General features: G+C 71.2%; 14 protein-coding genes and 1 pseudogene. 6 read left to right on the forward strand and 9 right to left on the reverse strand.

Features of this window, described 5'->3' with window-relative positions; translation table 11 throughout:
- The first annotated feature begins 50 nt into the window (after positions 1-50).
- From ACWC91_RS13210 to ACWC91_RS13220, 3 genes are all read left to right on the forward strand, one after another.
- On the forward strand, positions 51-398 hold the full coding sequence (locus tag ACWC91_RS13210; RefSeq protein WP_100568917.1) for a DUF6247 family protein: 348 nt from the start codon (positions 51-53) through the stop codon (positions 396-398).
- A complete protein-coding gene (locus ACWC91_RS13215) occupies positions 395-655 on the forward strand; it encodes a hypothetical protein (protein ID WP_100568916.1) in 261 nt (86 codons plus the stop codon). Before ACWC91_RS13210 ends, ACWC91_RS13215 begins: the two co-directional genes overlap by 4 nt.
- A gap of 129 nt (positions 656-784) precedes the next feature.
- A complete protein-coding gene (locus tag ACWC91_RS13220) occupies positions 785-1,906 on the forward strand; it encodes an ADP-ribosylglycohydrolase family protein (protein ID WP_225074678.1) in 1,122 nt (373 codons plus the stop codon).
- A 31-nt stretch (positions 1,907-1,937) separates the two neighbouring features.
- Here the strand turns inward: ACWC91_RS13220 and ACWC91_RS13225 are convergent.
- The 4 genes and pseudogenes from ACWC91_RS13225 to ACWC91_RS13240 form a co-directional block, all read right to left on the reverse strand.
- Positions 1,938-2,252 (reverse strand): annotated as a pseudogene (locus ACWC91_RS13225) (Na+:solute symporter); the annotation flags it as partial.
- 157 nt (positions 2,253-2,409) lie between these two features.
- Entirely contained in the window at positions 2,410-2,601 is a 192-nt protein-coding gene (locus ACWC91_RS13230) for a DUF397 domain-containing protein (protein WP_141360246.1), read from the reverse strand.
- 182 nt (positions 2,602-2,783) lie between these two features.
- Positions 2,784-3,641, reverse strand: a complete 858-nt coding sequence (locus ACWC91_RS13235) for a helix-turn-helix domain-containing protein (protein WP_141360247.1) — start codon at positions 3,639-3,641, stop codon at positions 2,784-2,786.
- A 273-nt stretch (positions 3,642-3,914) separates the two neighbouring features.
- A complete protein-coding gene (locus ACWC91_RS13240; protein WP_141360248.1) occupies positions 3,915-4,673 on the reverse strand; it encodes a GOLPH3/VPS74 family protein in 759 nt (252 codons plus the stop codon).
- Positions 4,674-5,161: 488 nt separating this feature from the next.
- On the opposite strand from ACWC91_RS13240, the gene ACWC91_RS13245 reads away from it, so the two are divergent.
- Both ACWC91_RS13245 and ACWC91_RS13250 read left to right on the forward strand, forming a co-directional pair.
- Complete coding sequence (locus tag ACWC91_RS13245) at positions 5,162-7,657, forward strand: D-alanyl-D-alanine carboxypeptidase (RefSeq protein ID WP_450725898.1); 2,496 nt, start codon at positions 5,162-5,164, stop codon at positions 7,655-7,657.
- Between the two features lie 165 nt (positions 7,658-7,822).
- Positions 7,823-9,709: an MFS transporter gene (locus ACWC91_RS13250; RefSeq protein ID WP_281154119.1), complete on the forward strand. Its 1,887-nt coding sequence runs from the start codon at positions 7,823-7,825 to the stop codon at positions 9,707-9,709.
- Between the two features lie 133 nt (positions 9,710-9,842).
- Here ACWC91_RS13250 and ACWC91_RS13255 read toward each other — a convergent pair whose 3' ends face one another.
- On the reverse strand, positions 9,843-10,364 hold the full coding sequence (locus tag ACWC91_RS13255; RefSeq protein WP_225074681.1) for a glutathione peroxidase: 522 nt from the start codon (positions 10,362-10,364) through the stop codon (positions 9,843-9,845).
- A 9-nt stretch (positions 10,365-10,373) separates the two neighbouring features.
- A complete protein-coding gene (locus ACWC91_RS13260) occupies positions 10,374-11,411 on the reverse strand; it encodes a helix-turn-helix domain-containing protein (protein ID WP_225074682.1) in 1,038 nt (345 codons plus the stop codon).
- An 81-nt stretch (positions 11,412-11,492) separates the two neighbouring features.
- Here ACWC91_RS13260 and ACWC91_RS13265 point away from each other — a divergent pair, with 81 nt between their 5' ends.
- Positions 11,493-12,746, forward strand: coding sequence for an MFS transporter (locus ACWC91_RS13265; protein WP_450643171.1), 1,254 nt, complete (start codon positions 11,493-11,495; stop codon positions 12,744-12,746).
- A gap of 901 nt (positions 12,747-13,647) precedes the next feature.
- Here the strand turns inward: ACWC91_RS13265 and ACWC91_RS13270 are convergent.
- From ACWC91_RS13270 to ACWC91_RS13280, 3 genes are all read right to left on the reverse strand, one after another.
- On the reverse strand, positions 13,648-14,547 hold the full coding sequence (locus tag ACWC91_RS13270; protein WP_225074685.1) for a carbohydrate ABC transporter permease: 900 nt from the start codon (positions 14,545-14,547) through the stop codon (positions 13,648-13,650).
- The gene (locus ACWC91_RS13275) at positions 14,544-15,578 is read right to left on the reverse strand and encodes a carbohydrate ABC transporter permease (protein ID WP_376504907.1); all 1,035 of its coding nucleotides are present in this window, start codon (positions 15,576-15,578) and stop codon (positions 14,544-14,546) included. Before ACWC91_RS13275 ends, ACWC91_RS13270 begins: the two co-directional genes overlap by 4 nt.
- A 144-nt stretch (positions 15,579-15,722) precedes the next feature.
- Positions 15,723-16,967, reverse strand: coding sequence for a sugar ABC transporter substrate-binding protein (locus tag ACWC91_RS13280; RefSeq protein ID WP_450643467.1), 1,245 nt, complete (start codon positions 16,965-16,967; stop codon positions 15,723-15,725).
- Between the last annotated feature and the right edge of the window lie 60 nt (positions 16,968-17,027).

Here is a 17,027-nt window from a genome sequence, read left to right on the forward strand (position 1 = left end):
GGCCACACCGGTACCGTACGAGGACCGACGCACCAGTACCGGAGGTCACCGTGAGCGCTCAGACCGACGGCCCGTACGGACCGCTGATCCCCATGCCCGAGCTCACACCGGACGCACTGCGGGCGGCGGTCGCGCGCATCGCTCCGAGCCGGATTCCCGTTCTCACGCAGCACCTGTTCGAAGCCACGACGAACGCGCAGCAGACACAGAGCCTCGCGCCGCTGAGGGCCTTCGTGCACTCCTGGGCGGTGTTCGTGGCGATCGAACGGCACCCGGAGCGGGCCGCCCGGCTGCGCGAGCTGGAACGGATTGTGGACGCGGGAGAGCAGGACCCGGTTCAGGCCATCGCCGAGATCCGCGCCATCCGGGAGGCGGCCGAGGCGGAGGCCGGGCTGTGACCGACTGGGCGTGGGACTACAACCCCAATGCCGAGTACGTCATGGATGGACTACCGCCGGGTGTGGTCGCCGAGGTGGAGCGGATCGCCACCGAACTGGCGGCGCTCGGCCATGATTCGGTGAAGATCGGCAGGCCCTTCGACCGGGAAGGCGGGCTTCGCGAATTCGACATTCTCGGTGGCCGTGGGTTCGTCAGCTTTCTGCCCGTGCCCCGCCACGAGTGCGTCTATGTGTGCAACGTGACCTGGTACGGCTGAAAGCGGTCTTTTTTGACCGCGCCCCTCACGAATTCCCTACCTTTCCGTCTTCCGGACTGACCGTTCCCGTTCGATTACTGTGCTGAACTGTTGGGCGTACGGACGGGTAACTGCCGGGGAGGTCTCAGCGTGGGTGCGACGTCCGGGGGTCTCTGGGGGCGTGGCGAGCAGCAGGACTTCCGGAGCCGGGTGCGGGGGACGTTGCTCGGGGTGGCCGTGGGGGACGCCCTCGGTGCCCCGGTGGACTTCCTGGACCTCGGGGCGATCAGGGAGGTCCACGGATCCGAGGGGATCCGCGAACTCGCGCCCGCACACGGCCGCCGCGGAGCCGTCACGCACTACACGCAGCTCACCCTGTTCTCCCTCGACGGGCTCATCCGCGCGCACGTCCGCCGCGACACCGGGGCCTGGCATCCGCCCACCGATGTGCACCGCGCGTACCTGCGGTGGGCCGCCACCCAGCGTGACTGGGGGCCCGACGAGCGGCGCAAGGACGACGGCTGGCTGGCCCGTGAGGAGTGGCTGTACGCCCGGCGCAGCCCCAGCCGGCCGCTGCTGATCGGGTTCGGGGACGACACCATGGGCACCCTGGAGGCGCCCAAGAACCCCGCCGAGGCCGGTCCGGAGGCGGTCGCCCGGTCGGCGCCCTTCGGGCTTCTCGTCGGCTGGGAGCCGCAGCTCGTCGTGCAGCTCGCCGTCGAGTGCGCGGCGCAGACCCACGGGCACCCCACCGCCTGCCTCGCCGCCGGCGCCTACGCCGTGATCGTGCACGCCCTCGCCCGCGGCGACAGTCTCGACGGGGCCGTGCAGAAGTCGCTGGCGCTGCTCGCCGTGCGCCCCGGCCACCAGCCGGTGTCGGACGCCCTCCAGCGTGCGCTGGGCGCGGTACGGCAGGGCATGCCGACCCCGGACCGGGTGGAGGAGCTGGCGGGGGAGGGGACGGCGGCGGGGCTGCTCGCCGTGTCCGTGTACTGCGCGCTGGTGAGCGAGGACGTACGCCACGGGCTGTGCCTGGCGGTGAACCACAGCGGGTCCTCCGGCGCGGCCGGTGCCCTCACCGGCGGGCTGCTCGGCGCCCTGCACGGAGAGACGGCCCTCCCGCCGGGCTGGCTGGCCGAGCTGGAGGGCCGTCCCACTCTGCTGGTCCTGGCGGACGACTTCGCGATGGAGATGACCCAGGGGCCCGCGCTGCACGGGCCCACCGGGTCCTCCCCGGGGTGGCTGGCACGCTATCCGCGCGGGGCCCGGTAGCCGCGCGGGCCGCGCGCCGCTACGGCTGCTTCCCCACCACGTCGTCGCCCGTGCCCGCCGGAGCCGGTACCGCGGCCGCTGCCAGGTCGCCGTCCCCGTCGGTGTTGACCTTCTCGATGACCGCGAGCCGTTCCGGTGTGTCCTGCGGCTTCACGAATCCGATGCCGACGTAGAGGACCAGCGAGACCGCGAGCGGCACCGACACCTGGTACTGCAACGGCACGCCGCCGTCGACGTTCCAGTTGATCGGGTAGTTCACCAGCCAGAAGGCCGGCAGCCCGGCCGCCCAGCTCGTGCGCGCCGCCGTCGGACCGGAGCGGCGGAACGGCCGGAGCAGACCCAGCAGGCAAAGATGTTCTGCGTACTGGCTTTGGTTCATGTACGTGAAAGTGGATCGGGCGGGTCCGGGCACAAGCGGAGCCCCCTCGGCAAGGACGGCGAACTCGTCGAGAGGGCCCATCAGTTGGTGCTTGTTGCGGTTGTCGTGCAGTGGTGTCGTCTTCTCAAGCCTTGATCGACGTCACGAAGGTGTTCCACGCGTCGGCGCGGAAGCCGAGCACCGGGCCCGTGGGGACCTTGGAGTCCCGGACCGCCATGGCCGCGGCCACCGGTGACTTGACTTCGACGCACGCGCCGTTGCCCGTGGAGTACGAGGACTTGGTCCACGTCTCCGTGGCGCCCTGACGAATTGCCATTTCTGCTCCGGATTGCGAGTGGAGTGGTTTGCGCCAACGTTGTGCTCGATGGCGTGATCGACGCTACCCGCCGCGCTCCAAGTCCGAAGCGACGCTTCATCCTTACGGATGGCATATTCCAACGGAGTCTTCCGCCTTGGCTTGGTGAAGGTGTACAGTGCGGCACCTTCAAGCCGCGGCGCTCAGCGCACGTGCTCCTTGGCGATGTTCGCGATGAACTGACGTGACTGCTCCACGTTCAGGGCCTGCGCCCGCAGATGCTCGTACATCACGCTGTACTTCTGGACGTCGTTCGCCTTCTCCAGATACAGGTCGCTGGTGACGCCCTCGATGTAGACCACGCTGGAGTCCGCCGTGTCCGGGAACTCGAGGATTGCGTACTGGCCGTTGAGGCCCGGATGCGCGCCCATGTCGAAGGGGATGACCTGCACGGTCACGTGCGGCAGTTGGGACTGCTCGACCAGGTGCTCCAACTGCTCCCGCATCATGGCGGGGCTGCCGACGATCCGGCGCAGGGCGGCCTCGTCCAGGACCGTCCACAGCCGCAACGGGTTCTCGGCGGCGGAGATTCGTTCCTGCCTGCGCATTCGGACCTGCACCCGCTTCTCGATGTCGGCGGGCGCCGTCTCCGGCAGGGCACCGGAGATCAGTGCCTCCGCGTACTGGCGGGTCTGAAGCAGTCCCGGAACGACCTGGGGGTCGTAGATCCGCAGGCTCGCCGCGTCCGTCTCCAGGCCGATGTACACGCTGTAGGGGATGTCGCCGAAGGAGTGCCACCAGCCCTGCTGGCGCGAGTCCTTGGCCATCTGCATCAGCGAGTCGACGATCCGGTGGTCCTCCACCTCGTAGACGCCGCACAGATCGCGCACGTCACGCTGGCTGATGCTGCGCCGGCCGTTCTCCAGGCGGCTGATCTTCGACTGCGACACCAGCAGCCGCTCGGCCACCTCCTCGGCCGTCATGCCCTTGAGTTCGCGCAGCCTGCGCAACTCCTGGCCAAGCCGGCGCCGCCTGACGGTGGGATTCACATTGGACGCCACGGGACGTGCACCTCCGGCCGCATGCCTCTACTTTGCGTATCTGCTGCTGAGCAGACTGCCACCAAGGTGCTTACTACCGCTGGGAAACGCCGGATATGCAGCGGGTACACGTACACGTCAGTTCGGGCACGTCCTCCGTTCCGGAGCAAGGCCGAAGCGGCGGCGGGACGCGTACGAGGTGTACGTTCCCGCCGCCCCTGTCGATCCTGCGGCTCCCGGACCGTCGCTCCGGGGCTGGGGACTGCGGTGCGGCGTTGTTCTGTACGGCGCGGCTCAGTGGGCCACGGCACGGACCATGGAACCGCGGCGTGGCTGCATCGGAACGCCGCGGGCGGGTTCCGCCGCGGGCCTGGTGCCCGCCCCGCCCTGGCGGCCGGCCGCCGAGGCCGCGCCACGGCGCGGCTGCGCCCCCACGCCGTTCTGGACGTCCATCACGGCGTGCGCCACGAGTCCGCCCATGGGGTCGTGCCGGATCAGGTCCCTGAGCCGGGACCGTGACGACCGCCCCTCGTTGCCCGGGTACAGGTGCTTGCCGAGGCCGACCGCGTGCGCCAGGGCGGCGAGCGCCGCGGTCCGCGGATCCGGCGGTACGCCGGTGCGGATCGCCGAGTCCAGCCGGGCCCTGATCTCCCGGCTGATGGCGGTGTCCGTCGCCTGGTAGCGAGTCGTCGGCAGCACCCCGCACATCTGGCCGGCCACGGCGTGCACCATGCCGCACCGCTCCAGATGCGAGAGATACGTCTGGCGCAGCCCGAGACGCGGCCCGCCGATCCAGTGGACGGCCCGTACCGGAGCGCCGCGCCTTCGCAGCAACTCCAACGCGCAGTCCAGAGTTGGATCTCCTGTCGGCCGTGGCACCACCACGGCGATACGATCCCCGTCTGGGGCTATCCGTCCGGCCAGCGCCAGCTCCACTAGCTGTGCTCCGGCCAGACCGAGGTCGAGCGACTGCGGCTGCGCAGTGGTACCCGTGGCCGGGTCCAGTGCCAGCAGCAGAAGCTCCTCCGGAAGTGTTCTGCGGCTCCTGCCCATCCATGCCTCCCCGCGTGGATGAATGACAGGGTGACCCCTCTCACATTGGTCTGTCGAGGGTGCGTGACCGGTTCGTAAGGGAACCGGTAGGTATGTCGTTCTCGTCTACCGCATGGGTTTGGTCCGCACACAGGACACTGGTACATGGTTCGGACAGCGGTACGACCAAGGGTTCGGCTGCGTCGTCCGGGTGGCGGTTCGGATCCTGATTCACGGTTCGGTAGCGGCACGTTGGGCGTGCGGCACATGAGGAGGCATCGGTGGCGGGCGAGTCCCCCGACAGGTCGAAGCAGCGCGAGTCGTCGGCACAGAAGACGTCGGGGAGCGCGGGTCCGGTTCCCGAGTCCAGGAACGAGGCCCGCGACCCGCGGCTCGCGCTGACGGGGGAGTCCGGGGAGTCGGCGGAGTCCCGTGAGCGGGGCTCGTCCGGTGGCTCAGAGGGGCGCGGCGGGGTCGATACGGCCACTCGGGTGCTTTCGACTCGGGACGTGAGGACGACGGCGAAGACCGGCGCCGCAGACGACGCCGACGGCACCGACGACCCGGCTGACACTGCGGGCGCTGCCGCGGAGGCCGACGGCGACGGGGCCGGTGCGGCGGGTGACGCGCGCCTGCGGGCGGCGGTGGCCGCGTGGGTGGACTCCGGGGACGACGACAAGCGCGCGGACACCGAGAGTGCCTCCGGCGACGGGACGGACGCGAAGAACGCGGGGGCCGCGTCCGGGACCGAGGGCGGCGTCGAGGCTGAGGCCTCGGAGGACGCCTCCGGCGGGGCGGCCGCCGCGAGCGGGAAGGCCGGGGCCGAGTCGGGGACCGCCGGCGAGGCCGAGGCCGCGTCTGACGCGCGGGACGCCGGCGCCGAGGACGCCGGCGACGCCGAGCCTGCGAAGGCCCGTGTCGCGCCGGAGGACGACGCCGAGGGGCCCGGGGACGCCGCGCGTGGGAAGGCCGGGGCCGAGTCGGGGACCGCCGGCGAGGCCGAGGCCGCGTCTGACGCGCGGGACGCCGGCGCCGAGGACGCCGACGACGCCGAGCCTGCGAAGGCCCGTGTCGCGCCGGAGGACGGTGCCGAGGGGCCCGAGGACGCCGCGCGTGGGAAGGCCGGGACTGAGCCCCAGGCAGCCGACGACGCTGCGGTGGGCGCTTCCGACGCGGAGGCCGCCGACGAGGCCGACGAAGCAGACGACGCCAAGCGTGCCGGGGCCGATGCCGCGCCCGAGGCCGCCGAACGTGCGAAGGACGGCGTTGAGCCCGAGGCTGACGCCGAGGGGCCCGACGACGCCGACGGCGCCAAGCGCGACGGCCACGGCAAGGGCTCCGGCGACGGCAAGCGTGCCGAAGCCGATGAGACCGCGGAGGACGACGACCCCGAAGCCGGTGACGGCGGCTCGGAGGGGGTGGCCCCGGACGAGAAGCCGCCCGTGGACCAGCCCACCACCATGCTGAAGATCGGCGGCGCCGCCAAGCCCCAGGTCGACCAGCCCACGACCATGCTCAAGCTGGGCGGCGACAAGAAGCGGGCGCCCGAGTCCGAGGCGGAGCGGACCAGCAAGTTCGTCGCGCTCAAGCCGCTCGACTCCCCGCAGCCCCGCAAGCCACGGCCCGCGCAGCCGGACACGCCCACGTCCAGGCCCGTACCCGCGGACGCCACGGCCGCCGTCCCGCAGGTCGGTCCCGAGCGCACCACCCAGCAGCCGCTGCCCCCCAAGCCGCCGCTGGACCTGCTGGCCGAGCTGACGAACACTCCGCCGCCCCCGGAGACCCCGCTGCGCACCACGGTGCGCCGCGTCAAGATCTGGACCCCGCTGGTCGTCCTCCTGCTGATCGTCTTTGCGGTCGTGCAGGCCGTGCGCCCGCTGCCCGACCCCACCTTCGCGCTGACCGCCGAGGACACCTACACCTTCCGAGGCGACCAGGTGAAGCTGCCGTGGCCCGACGAGGGCCAGGGCTGGATGGGCGTGGACGGCGTCGGCACGATGGACCACTTCGGCGAGCAGAAGCCGGTCGCCATCGGCTCGGTCGCCAAGACCATGACCGCGTACATCATCCTGCGCGACCACCCGCTGAAGGCCGGCCAGGAAGGCCCGAAGATCGAGATCGACCCGACGGCGGAGAAGGAGGGCGGCTACGACAAGGCCGGCGAGTCCACGCTCAACACCATGAAGGCCGGCGACTTCCTCACCGAGAAGCAGGCCCTGTCCGCGGTCATGATCCCTTCCGCGAACAACATCGCGCGCCTGCTGGCCCGTTGGGACGCGGGCTCCGAGGCGGAGTTCGTCAAGAAGATGAACGCCACCGCCAAGGAACTCGGGATGGCGAACACGACGTACACCGACCCCTCGGGTCTGAAGGAGACCACCGTCTCCACCGCCGAGGACCAGGTGAAGCTCGGCAACGCGGCCATGAAGATGCCGGCCATGGTGGCCATCACCAGCGCGGCCAGCTGGACGGACCCGACCGGGAAGTACTGGAACAACTACAACGAGTTGCCGTACACCATCGGCGCGATCGGCATCAAGACCGGCTCCACCACCGCGGCCGGCGGCAACCTGCTGTTCGCCGCCCAGAAGCAGGTCGGCGGCCGGACGGTGACCATCGTCGGCGCGATCCTCGGCCAGCACAAGCGGGAGATCCTCGCGACGGTCAACGCGGTCAGCAAGACCGCGCTGCTCGCCGCCAAGGACGTGCCGACCTCGGCGAAGATCCTGAAGAAGGGCGACGTCGTCGGGTACGTCGACGACCAGCTCGGCGGCCACACGCCGGTCGTCGTCACCAAGGACGTCACCGCGGTCGGCTGGGCCGGGCTGCAACTGAAGCTGTCCCTCGCCACCAAGGACGTACTGCCGCACACCGCGAAGGCCGGCACAGAGGTGGGCATGCTCACCGTCGGTGACAGCGGGGAGGGTGCCGTACAGGTGCCCGTGGCCCTCCAGGACGATCTCGCCGAGCCGGGCTTCCCGGCCAAGCTGACGCGCCTCGGCTGACCCCCGCACCACCCGGCGGCCGTCGCCGCCCCCGCGCACCCCGTCGGGCAGCCCCACCCGGGAGCTGACCCGGCGGGGTGCGTGCTAGCGTCACGAATCGGGCACGTCGCCGGTCGTGGGACGCGGCGGCGAACAGGGAAAACAGGACACGGGGAGTGCCTTCAGGTGGCCACAGCGGATCCGACACGCGCCGACGACGCCGATCCGGGCCCGGGGAACGGTTCGCGAATAGGAGCGTCCACGTCTGACACGGACGGTGACCGCGGGCGGCCGGGTGGCCCGGTGGGCGACCCTGGGGAGCATCGGGACGGTGAACGGTCCCGCGCCCGGTCGGCGGTCATGGCGGTACGGGAGCGGATGCTGCGGCACCCGGTCCTGTCCGTCACCGTCCTGGCCGGCCTGCTGCACATCGTCTGGTTCTTCACGTTCGCCAACAGCGGCGGCGACCTCGCGGCGCAGGACGCCTGGGCCGAGTTCGTCGGCCGGCACCCCGACTCGGCGTACAACCTCGCCTGGTACGGCGGCATGCACCCGGTGTCCTACAGCGTGGTGTCGCCGTATCTGATGTCCCTCCTCGGCGTCCGTACGACCATGATGATCGCGGGCACGGCCTCGGCGGGCCTGCTGACGCTGGTCCTCATCCGCAGCCGCTCGGTCAGGAACCCGCTGTGGGCCGCGCTGATGGGCGTCTTCGGGCTGCTGTGCAACGCGCTGTCGGGCCGGGTGACCTTCGGGCTGGGCACGATGTTCGCGCTGGGCGCGGTCGCGGCCGTGTTCTGCTGGCCGCACCGCTGGCGCTTCAAACGCTGGGCGAAGGCGCTGGTCGCGGCCCCGCTGGCCGCGCTCGCCACCATGTCCTCGCCGGTGGCGGGCCTGTTCGTGGGCCTGGTCGCGGTCGCGCTGTTCCTCCAGAAGCGCCGGCCCGGCGCGTGGGCGCTGGGCCTGGCCCCGGCCGCGGTGGTGGCCGCGTCGGCCTGGCTGTTCCCGTTCTCCGGCACCCAGCCGATGGCGTTCGCCTCGGTGATCCTGCCCCTGATCTACGCCGTGTTCGCCGTCGTCCTCGTTCCCCGGGAGTGGAAGACGGTCCGGATCACGTCCGCGGTGTACGGCCTGGCGGTGGTCCTGGTCTGGCTGATCAGCTCCCAGATCGGCTCCAACATCACCCGGCTGGCCATGCTGTTCGGCGGGGTGGTCCTGGTGGCGGCGCTGCCGTTCGCGGTCCCGCGCTCGCGCACCTGGTACACGATCGTGCTGGCCGTCGTCGGCTTCGTCGGCTGGATAGGGTTCAAGTCGGTCGACGACATCGTCAACACCACGCCCGCCGCCTCCTGGGCGCGCGAGCTGGCCCCCCTGGTCAACCAGTTGCAGCGGGTCGGCGCGGAGAAGGGCAGAGTCGAGGTGGTCCCCGCCCGCTCCCACCGCGAGGCCTCCGCGCTGGCACCCTACGTCAACCTGGCCCGCGGCTGGAACCGGCAGGCCGACATGCAGCGCAACCCGCTCTTCTACGACGACACGCTCAACTCGGCGAACTACCACGACTGGTTGCAGCGGTGGGCGGTGCACTACGTGGTGCTGCCCAAGGGCGACGTCGACGGCAACGGCGGCGAGCGCGAACGCGCGCTGGTGCAGGAGGGCATGCCGTACCTCAAGCAGGTCTGGGGCGACGCCAACTGGCAGCTGTTCAAGGTCACCGACCCGGCGTCGCTCGCCGAGCCGGACGCGGTCGTCGAACGTGCCGAGCAGGGCGAGATGACCCTTCAGGTGCGCAAGGCCGGCCGCGTCCTCATCCGCATCCCGTACTCGCCCTGGCTGAGCCTCGTCGACGAGCAGGGCAAGAGCCTCAAGCCGCCCCAGGAGACCGACGCCTCCAAGCACCGCGCCGGGGGCGAGCCGAAGACGTACGACAACGTCAACGGCTGCCTCATGGAGACGGAGCAGGACGCCGAGGGCGACAAGTGGACCGTGCTGGTCGCGCCGAAGGCGGGCACGTACCGCCTGGCGGCGCCGTACCAGCTGCCGCGGGGCACTCCGTGCCCGGACGAGTTGAAGTGACCGCTGGCGGGTGCGGGGGTCTGGGGACTGCTGCCCCCGGACCCCCGCCCCGGACTGAACGGCCTCGGCGTGAACGCCCCTGGTGGCAGGCCCTTCAAGCGGGACGCGTGCGGACGGGCGTGGGGCGGGCCCGTCAGGCGAGCTGCTGCTCGACGGCCGCGACCAGCTCGGCGGCCTCGGGGCCGGTCTGCGGGGAGAACCGGGCGACGACCTTGCCGTCCCGGCCGACCAGGAACTTCTCGAAGTTCCAGCGGATGTCCCCGCTGTGGCCCTCGGCGTCGGCGAAGCCGGTCAGACGCTCGTAGAGCGCGTGCCGCCCCTCCCCGTTCACCTCGACCTTCTCGGTCATGGGGAAGGTGACGCCGTACGTGGCGGAACAGAACTCGGCGATCTCCTCGGCGCTGCCGGGCTCCTGCCCCATGAACTGGTTGCACGGAACCCCGAGCACGGTGAAGCCCTGCCCTGCGTATCGCTCGTGCAGTTGTTCGAGCCCGGCGTACTGCGGGGTGAGCCCGCACTTGGACGCCACGTTCACGATGAGCACGACCTGCCCCGCGTACTGCCCGAGACCGGCCGGCCCGCCCTGGAGAGCGCCGATCTCCACGGCCAGGGGGGAGTCGGGGGCGATGGCGCCGTTGCTGTCTGAAGTGGTCATGAGCGGATGCTAGCCGCGCGGGGGTGGCACTGCCGAGCGGCGGTCTCCTTGCCCAGGGCTCGTCCCCGCGCCCGTCCTTGAGGCTGCCGCCTCGACGAGGACCTGGCCCGCCCCGGTTCGCGAGTACAGCACCGATCGTCCGGCCCGCCGGCGCTCCACCAGCCCCGCGTCCAGCAGCACGCGCAGATGGCGGCCCACGGAGCCCAGCTTCTGCCCGGTCACGGCGGTCAGCTGGGTGGTGCTGAGCGGCGAGTCGAGCAGGATCAGCACCTGCGCGCGGGTACGGCCCAGCAGTGCGAGGAGGCCCGTGGGCACCGCGGAGCGGCGCGCGTCGGTGTCGGCGAGGGCGCCGGCGCAGGGGTAGACGACGGCGTACCGGCGCCGCGTCTCGTCCCACGACACCCAGCCGGCCTTCGGGGTGACCGGGACGAAGACGAGCTGGGCGCCGGAGATCTCGCGCGGCGGATACTCGTGCAGGTTGACCTGGAACCGGCTCTCGCCGAGCCAGCGCGTGCCCGGCCGCAGGGTGTCCAGTACCGCCGCCCAGCCGCCCCGGCTGACCTGCGCGGTCCGTGCCACGACATCGGCTTCGAGGACGCGCCGCCGCCGGCCCCAGGAGGGCCGTACGGCGTCCGCCCAGACGTACTCCAGGAGCCGGGCCGCGCGCTCGGGCAGGTCGTCCCGCTCCAGCGCGGCCGGCAGCGGCCCGGCGAGCGAGGTCCGCAGGTGCGCGCGGGCGTCCGCCGGGTCGGTGGCGCGTACCCGCTCGACACCCTCCTCGAAGGACTCCTCGTCCCGTGGCGTGGGGGTGAGGAAGTCGGCGATCCAGTCCCGGCCGAGTCCGGCGCGGACGAGGAGCGCGGTGACAGGGTCGTCGGCGAGGAGCCGCCGGTAGGCGGGCAGGTGCGCGCGCAGCCACGCCTGCTCGCCGGGGTGATGGCCGGTGCCCGCGTGCAGCAGCTGCAGGCTCGCGAAGGTCTCGGCGAGCGGCGAGAGCAGGAACCGGCTCCCGGCGAGCGTGTCGGCGTTGACCTGCCACCAGCCCATGGAACCTCCCGCCCTCGGCGACCTTTCGCACCTGTGCGAAACAATAACCACTGGCTCCGTGCCCGCCCGAGACTCCGGCGCATGCGCAGCTACCGACAACTCTTCCGCACCCCGGAGTTCACCCCGCTCTTCCTCGCGTCCTGCGCGCAGACGGTGGCCCAGACGGCGAGCGGACTCGCGCTCGGCACCCTGGTGTACCGGGCGACGGACTCGCCGCTGCTCTCCGCGGTGAGCATGTTCGGCCCCTCGCTGGCCCAGATGCTCGGCGCGACCTTCTTCCTGTCCGGCGCCGACCGGCTGCCGCCGCGCCGTGCGCTGGTGGGCGTGTGCCTGTCCTTCGCGGCGGGCACGGCGCTGCTGGCGGTGCCCGGACTGGCGCTGTGGGCGGTCTTCGCCGTGGTCCTCGCGCAGGGGCTGGTCGCCTCCCTGGGCGGGGGAGTCCGCTGGGGCCTGCTGAACGAGATCCTGTCCAAGGACGGCTATCTGCTGGGGCGTTCGGTGTTCAACATGATGAGCGGCGTCATGCAGATCACCGGGTTCGCCACGGGCGGGGTGCTGGTGGCGACGCTGTCACCGCGGTTCTCGCTGCTGCTGTCCGCCGTGCTGTACGCGGTGGCGGCCGCGGTGCTCCGCCTCGGCCTGACCCACCGGCGGCCCCGTGCCTCCGGCCGCCCCTCGGTCTCGGCGACCTGGCGCACCAACGCCCTGCTGTGGTCGTCCCGCCGGCGCCGCCTGACCTACCTGGGCCTGTGGCTCCCCAACGGCCTGGTGGTCGGCTGCGAGTCCCTCTACGTCTCCTACGCCCCCGCGGCGGCGGGCACGCTGTTCGCGTGCGCGGCGCTCGGCATGCTGGCCGGCGACGTGACGGTGGGCCGCCTGCTGCCTCCGGCGGTACGGCGCCGGGCGGCCACGCCGCTGCTTCTGCTCCTGGCCGGCCCGTACCTGCTCTTCGCCCTCCACCCGCCCGTACCGGTGGCCGCCTGCCTGGTCACTCTCGCCTCCGTCGGGTTCGGCGCGAGCCTGGTCCAGCAGGAGCGCCTGATGAACTCGACCCCCGACGAACTGGCCGGGCACGCCCTCGGCCTGCACTCCGCGGGCATGCTCACCCTCCAGGGCGTCAGCGCCACCCTGGCGGGCACGGTCGCCCAACTCACCTCGCCCGCAACGGCGATGACGGCGACGGCGGCGGCCTCGACAGCGGTGACCCTGACCCTGGCCATCGCGTCCCGCCGCCCTAACACCGAAACAGGCGAAGCCTCTTCACCCAGGCCCGCCCACCCCACCGCCCAAGCAGCCCCATCCCCAGAGCCACAAGAAGAGCACCCCAGTCGATGACATGCGGCAACCCGGGAAAGAACGCGAAGAACCCAACGACGACACCGAACCCAACCCCGAACCCACCAACCCCGGCCCACCGCCGCCACTCCCACTGCTCACCCATGAACGACTCACCCCGCGACCCGACGACACCGGCCCACCTGCCACACGCCGTTGACGTGGAGGCGGGCGCATGCCTTGCCATAACGAGGTAACGCCTGAGGAGAGTTGGTCCGCATGGGGTTGATTTCGTGCGCCCGGCGTGCGTCCCGCAGCGCCAGATGCGATAGGTGCGGTTGCCGGTGTCCGCGTAGGTGAAGTCGACACCGGCGTTCCGGTAGGTGATCCGGAGAGCGCTGCCGCGGATGATGTGCGTGAACATGCAGCCCGTCGGGACCTTCATGGTCACACCGCCCACGCTGTACTCGAAGGTCCGCACGGGTGTCGAGCCGACTGCGAGGCACTGGCGCCCGTCGCCGAGGTGAAGACAAGCGCGCCGGCGGCACCGATGGCAGTGATGAGACGCGCGACCTGCGGAATGGCCATGGTGATCCCCTCCTGATGGCCCCTTGCCAATCACGGGGGACAACCGCGCCCAGGCAGGGCGAGTTGCGGTACTCCGACCCGGTTCACCGGCCCAGGTGACCACGGAACGCCCCTGCTGACCTGCAGAAACGTTATGGGCGGCGCGGCGGGTTGTCCCGCCCGCCGCGGCGCGGATCCAGTTGATGACCGCTTCGGCCCGGGCGCGGTCGTTGCGGGTACCTGCTGCGCCTTCAGCACCTGGCGGTGATCCCGTCACCGCCCCAGGCACGACCCGCAGGCGGTGGCAACGGCGCGATCACCGCCCACGCAGCATCAGAAATCTCCCCGTCCCTCATGACCGAACCAACGATCGGATGAGATCGGAAAGGCGCTGCTAGTCCTTGACCGCCCCCGCGTTCGCGCCCTGGACGAAGTGGCGTTGGAAGCAGAAGAAGAGGATGGCGACGGGGAGGGTCGACAGGAGGGCCGCGGCCAGTTTCAGGGGGTACTGGGTGCCGCCGCCCAGGCTGCCGGAGACCATGCGGGCGAGGCCGGTGGTCAGGGTTTCGTACTGGCTGGACTGGGTGGCCACGAGGTAGTGGGTGAACTCGTTCCAGGAGCCCTGGAAGGCCAGGATCGTCACGGTGATCAGGGCGGGCCGGGCCATCGGCAGGACGACCGACCAGAAGGTGCGGAAGACGCCGGCGCCGTCGACGCGCGCGGCTTCCTCCACTTCCCGGGGGATCGACTCGAAGAACTGCTTCATGATGAAGACCTGCGCCGCGTCCACCAGCAGCGGCAGGATCATGGCGGCGTAGGTGTCGAACAGCCCGAAGGTGTTGAGCACCAGGAACCTCGGGATCAGCAGCACTATGGGGGGTACCGCGATCACGGTGAGGAGGAACCCGAACAGCAGGGTGCGGCCGGGAAAGCGCAGCCGGGCCAGCGCGTACCCGGCCATCGAGGCGAACAGCACCCGCCCCGCGGTGATGACGACCGCGACGAACACCGAGTTGCCCAGCCAGCGCAGGAACGGCACACCGTCCCCGGCCTTGCTGATCCCGAACAGCCGCTGGTAGGCGGCGGTCGTCGGGGTGACCGGGAACAGCCCGAGCGGATGGGTCGCCGCGTCCGGGTCCGTCTTGAACCCGGTGACCAACTGGATGACGAACGGCAGGAGATACAGCAGCCCGAGCGCCACCAGCAGCGCGTACCCGAGGATCCGCAGGGGCCGGGGGAAGCGTCCGAGCACCGGACGGCCCTGCGCCCGGGCGGCCGTGGAAGGGGCGCTCATCGGTTCCTCCGGGGACGGGCGGCACGCTCGCGCAGCAGGAAGCGTTGCAGGGCCGTCATGGTCAGGATCAGTACGAGCAGGACGAAGGCGATGGCCGCGCCCTGGCCGAAGTCGGCGTCGTCGAAGGCGGTCGAGTAGGACAGGAAGGCCGGGGTGAGCGTGGTGTTGCCGGGCGCGCCCTGGCTCATGACGTACACCTGGTCGAAGACCTGCCAGGTGGCGATCAGACCGAGCGTGAGGACGAGGAACAGCACGGGCCGCAGCGCGGGCAGCGTCACGTACCGCAGCATCTGGAAGCGGTTGACGCCTTCGATCGCGGCCGCCTCCTCCAGCTCGCGCGGCACGTCCTGGAGCGCCGCGAGGAAGATCAGCATGAAGGTGCCGGAAGTCGTCCACACGGCGAGCAGGATGATCGTGCACATCGCGACCGACGGCCCGGACAGCCACTCGAACCAGGACAGCCCCATGAAGGAGTGGTCGGCCAGCACACCCGAGGGATGGCCGGTGTCGACGACGCCCAGGCCGCCGAGCAGCAGGGACAGCACTCCACGCGGGTCGTTGAACCAGTTCGGGCCCTTCACCCCGATCCAGGACAGCGCGGTGTTGACGGCGCCGCTGCCCTGGAACAGGAAGAGGAAGATCGTGGAGACCGCGATCGAGCTGGTCACCGACGGGAAGAAGAACGCGGTGCGCAGGGCGCCCCGGGCGCGCAGCAGCCGCTGATTGACGATGAGCGCCAGACCCAGCGCGAGGAGGGTCTGGAGCGGCACGGTCAGCAGCACGTAGTACACGTTGTTGCGCAGCGAGGTCGCGAACAGGGTGCGGTCGAGGCCGTCCTCGGTGAGCAGCGCCCGGTAGTTGTCCAGGCCGACGAAGTCCGCCTGCGCGCTGAACGGGTTGGACTGCCCGTCCCAGTGCAGCAGGCTCACCCACAGCGCCATCAGGGTCGGCAGGACCAGGAAGAGGCCGAGGACGAGCACCGCGGGGCTGACGAACAGCCAGCCCCAGGCGCCCTCCGCGCGGCGCCCCACCCGCCGGGCGGGCGCCGTCGACTTCGGGCCGGGCCCGCCGGGCGTGTCAGGTTCGCCCGGCGGGCCGGCCGTACGGGACCCCTGGCCGGCGCGGGAACGCGGCTCCGGCCGGGGGTGGTGTGACGTACGCGCGGACACGGTGGGTCAGTTGCCCTTCGTGAGCGCGTGCTCGCCGTTGCGCTGGAGGTCGGCGAGGATCTTCTTCGGGTCGGCGGTGCCCAGCGCGGCGAGGTCGGTGTTGAACTGGCCCAGCACCTTGTCGAATCCGGCGAGGGTCACGGGGCCCTGCGCGTAGGCGCTGGCGTCGACCCACGCCTTCGCGGCCGGGTTCTGCTTCGCGTACTCGGCCAGGGCGCTGGTGCGCGAGGGCATCACGCCGAACGCGTCGGCGTTCTTCAGCTGCTGCGCGCTGGAGTTCAGGTACGTCACCAGGTCCACGGCCGCCGCCCGGTGGGCGCTCTCGGCGGCCACGCCCCAGCACTGGCTGAAGGCGAGCGTGCCCTGGCCGGCCGGACCGGCGGGCAGCGGGACCACCTTGTAGGCGACGTCGGGGTAGTCGGCCTTCATGGCGCCGTCGAGCCAGTTGCCCTCGATGGTCATGGCGGCCTTGCCCTTGCCGAAGGCCTCGCCGCCCCAGTTGGTGTCGACCTGGTTGGCGTACTTCATGGAGCCGGACTTCAGCAGGGACTGCACGTAGGTCAGCGCCTGCGCGTTCTGCGCGCTGTCGGCGGTCATCTTCGTCTGGTCGGCGTTGGTGATCCAGCCGCCGGCCTGCTTCATGAAGACGCCGAGCCGGGCGTGTTCGGCACCCACGACCAGCCCGGTCACACCGTGCCCGGTCAGCTTGCCCGCGACCTTCTTCAGCTGGTCCCAGGTCGCCGGGTAGTCCTTCTCGGTCAGCCCCGCCTTCTTCCACAGGCCGCTGTTGACCGCCAGCGCGAGCGTGGAGGTGTCCTTGGGCAGGCACATCAGCTTGCCGTCGTGGGTGAAGGAGGCGCGCAGCTGCTCGGAGAAGTCGTCGGCGTCCTTGACCTTGTCGCCGTAGGCGTACAGGGAGCCGCCTCTGGTGTAGTTCGCGAACTGGTCGGAGTTGACGTAGAAGGCGTCCGGCGGCTTGTGCCCGGCGAACGCCTGGGCGAGCTGCTGGTTCATGTCCTTGGCGACGTCGACGGTCACCTTGTTGCCGGACTGCTTGGCGTACGCGGCCGCCGCTTCCTTGACGGCCTTGGTCTCGGCGTCGCCGGAGCTGGCTATCAGCACCGTCAGGTGCTGGACGGAGCCGGTGTCCTGCTCCGTCTTCTTGTCGCCGCCGAAGCTCGACGAGCAGCCCGCGGTGGCCAGTAGTGCCGCGCAGGTGGCGAGGGCCGCGGCGGCCTTACGGTGGGACATGGATTCCTCCGGGGATCGGGGATGTGAGTGGCGGCTCCGCCCGGCGGCGCGAAACACGGC

The organism is Streptomyces sp. NPDC001204, from assembly GCF_053598035.1.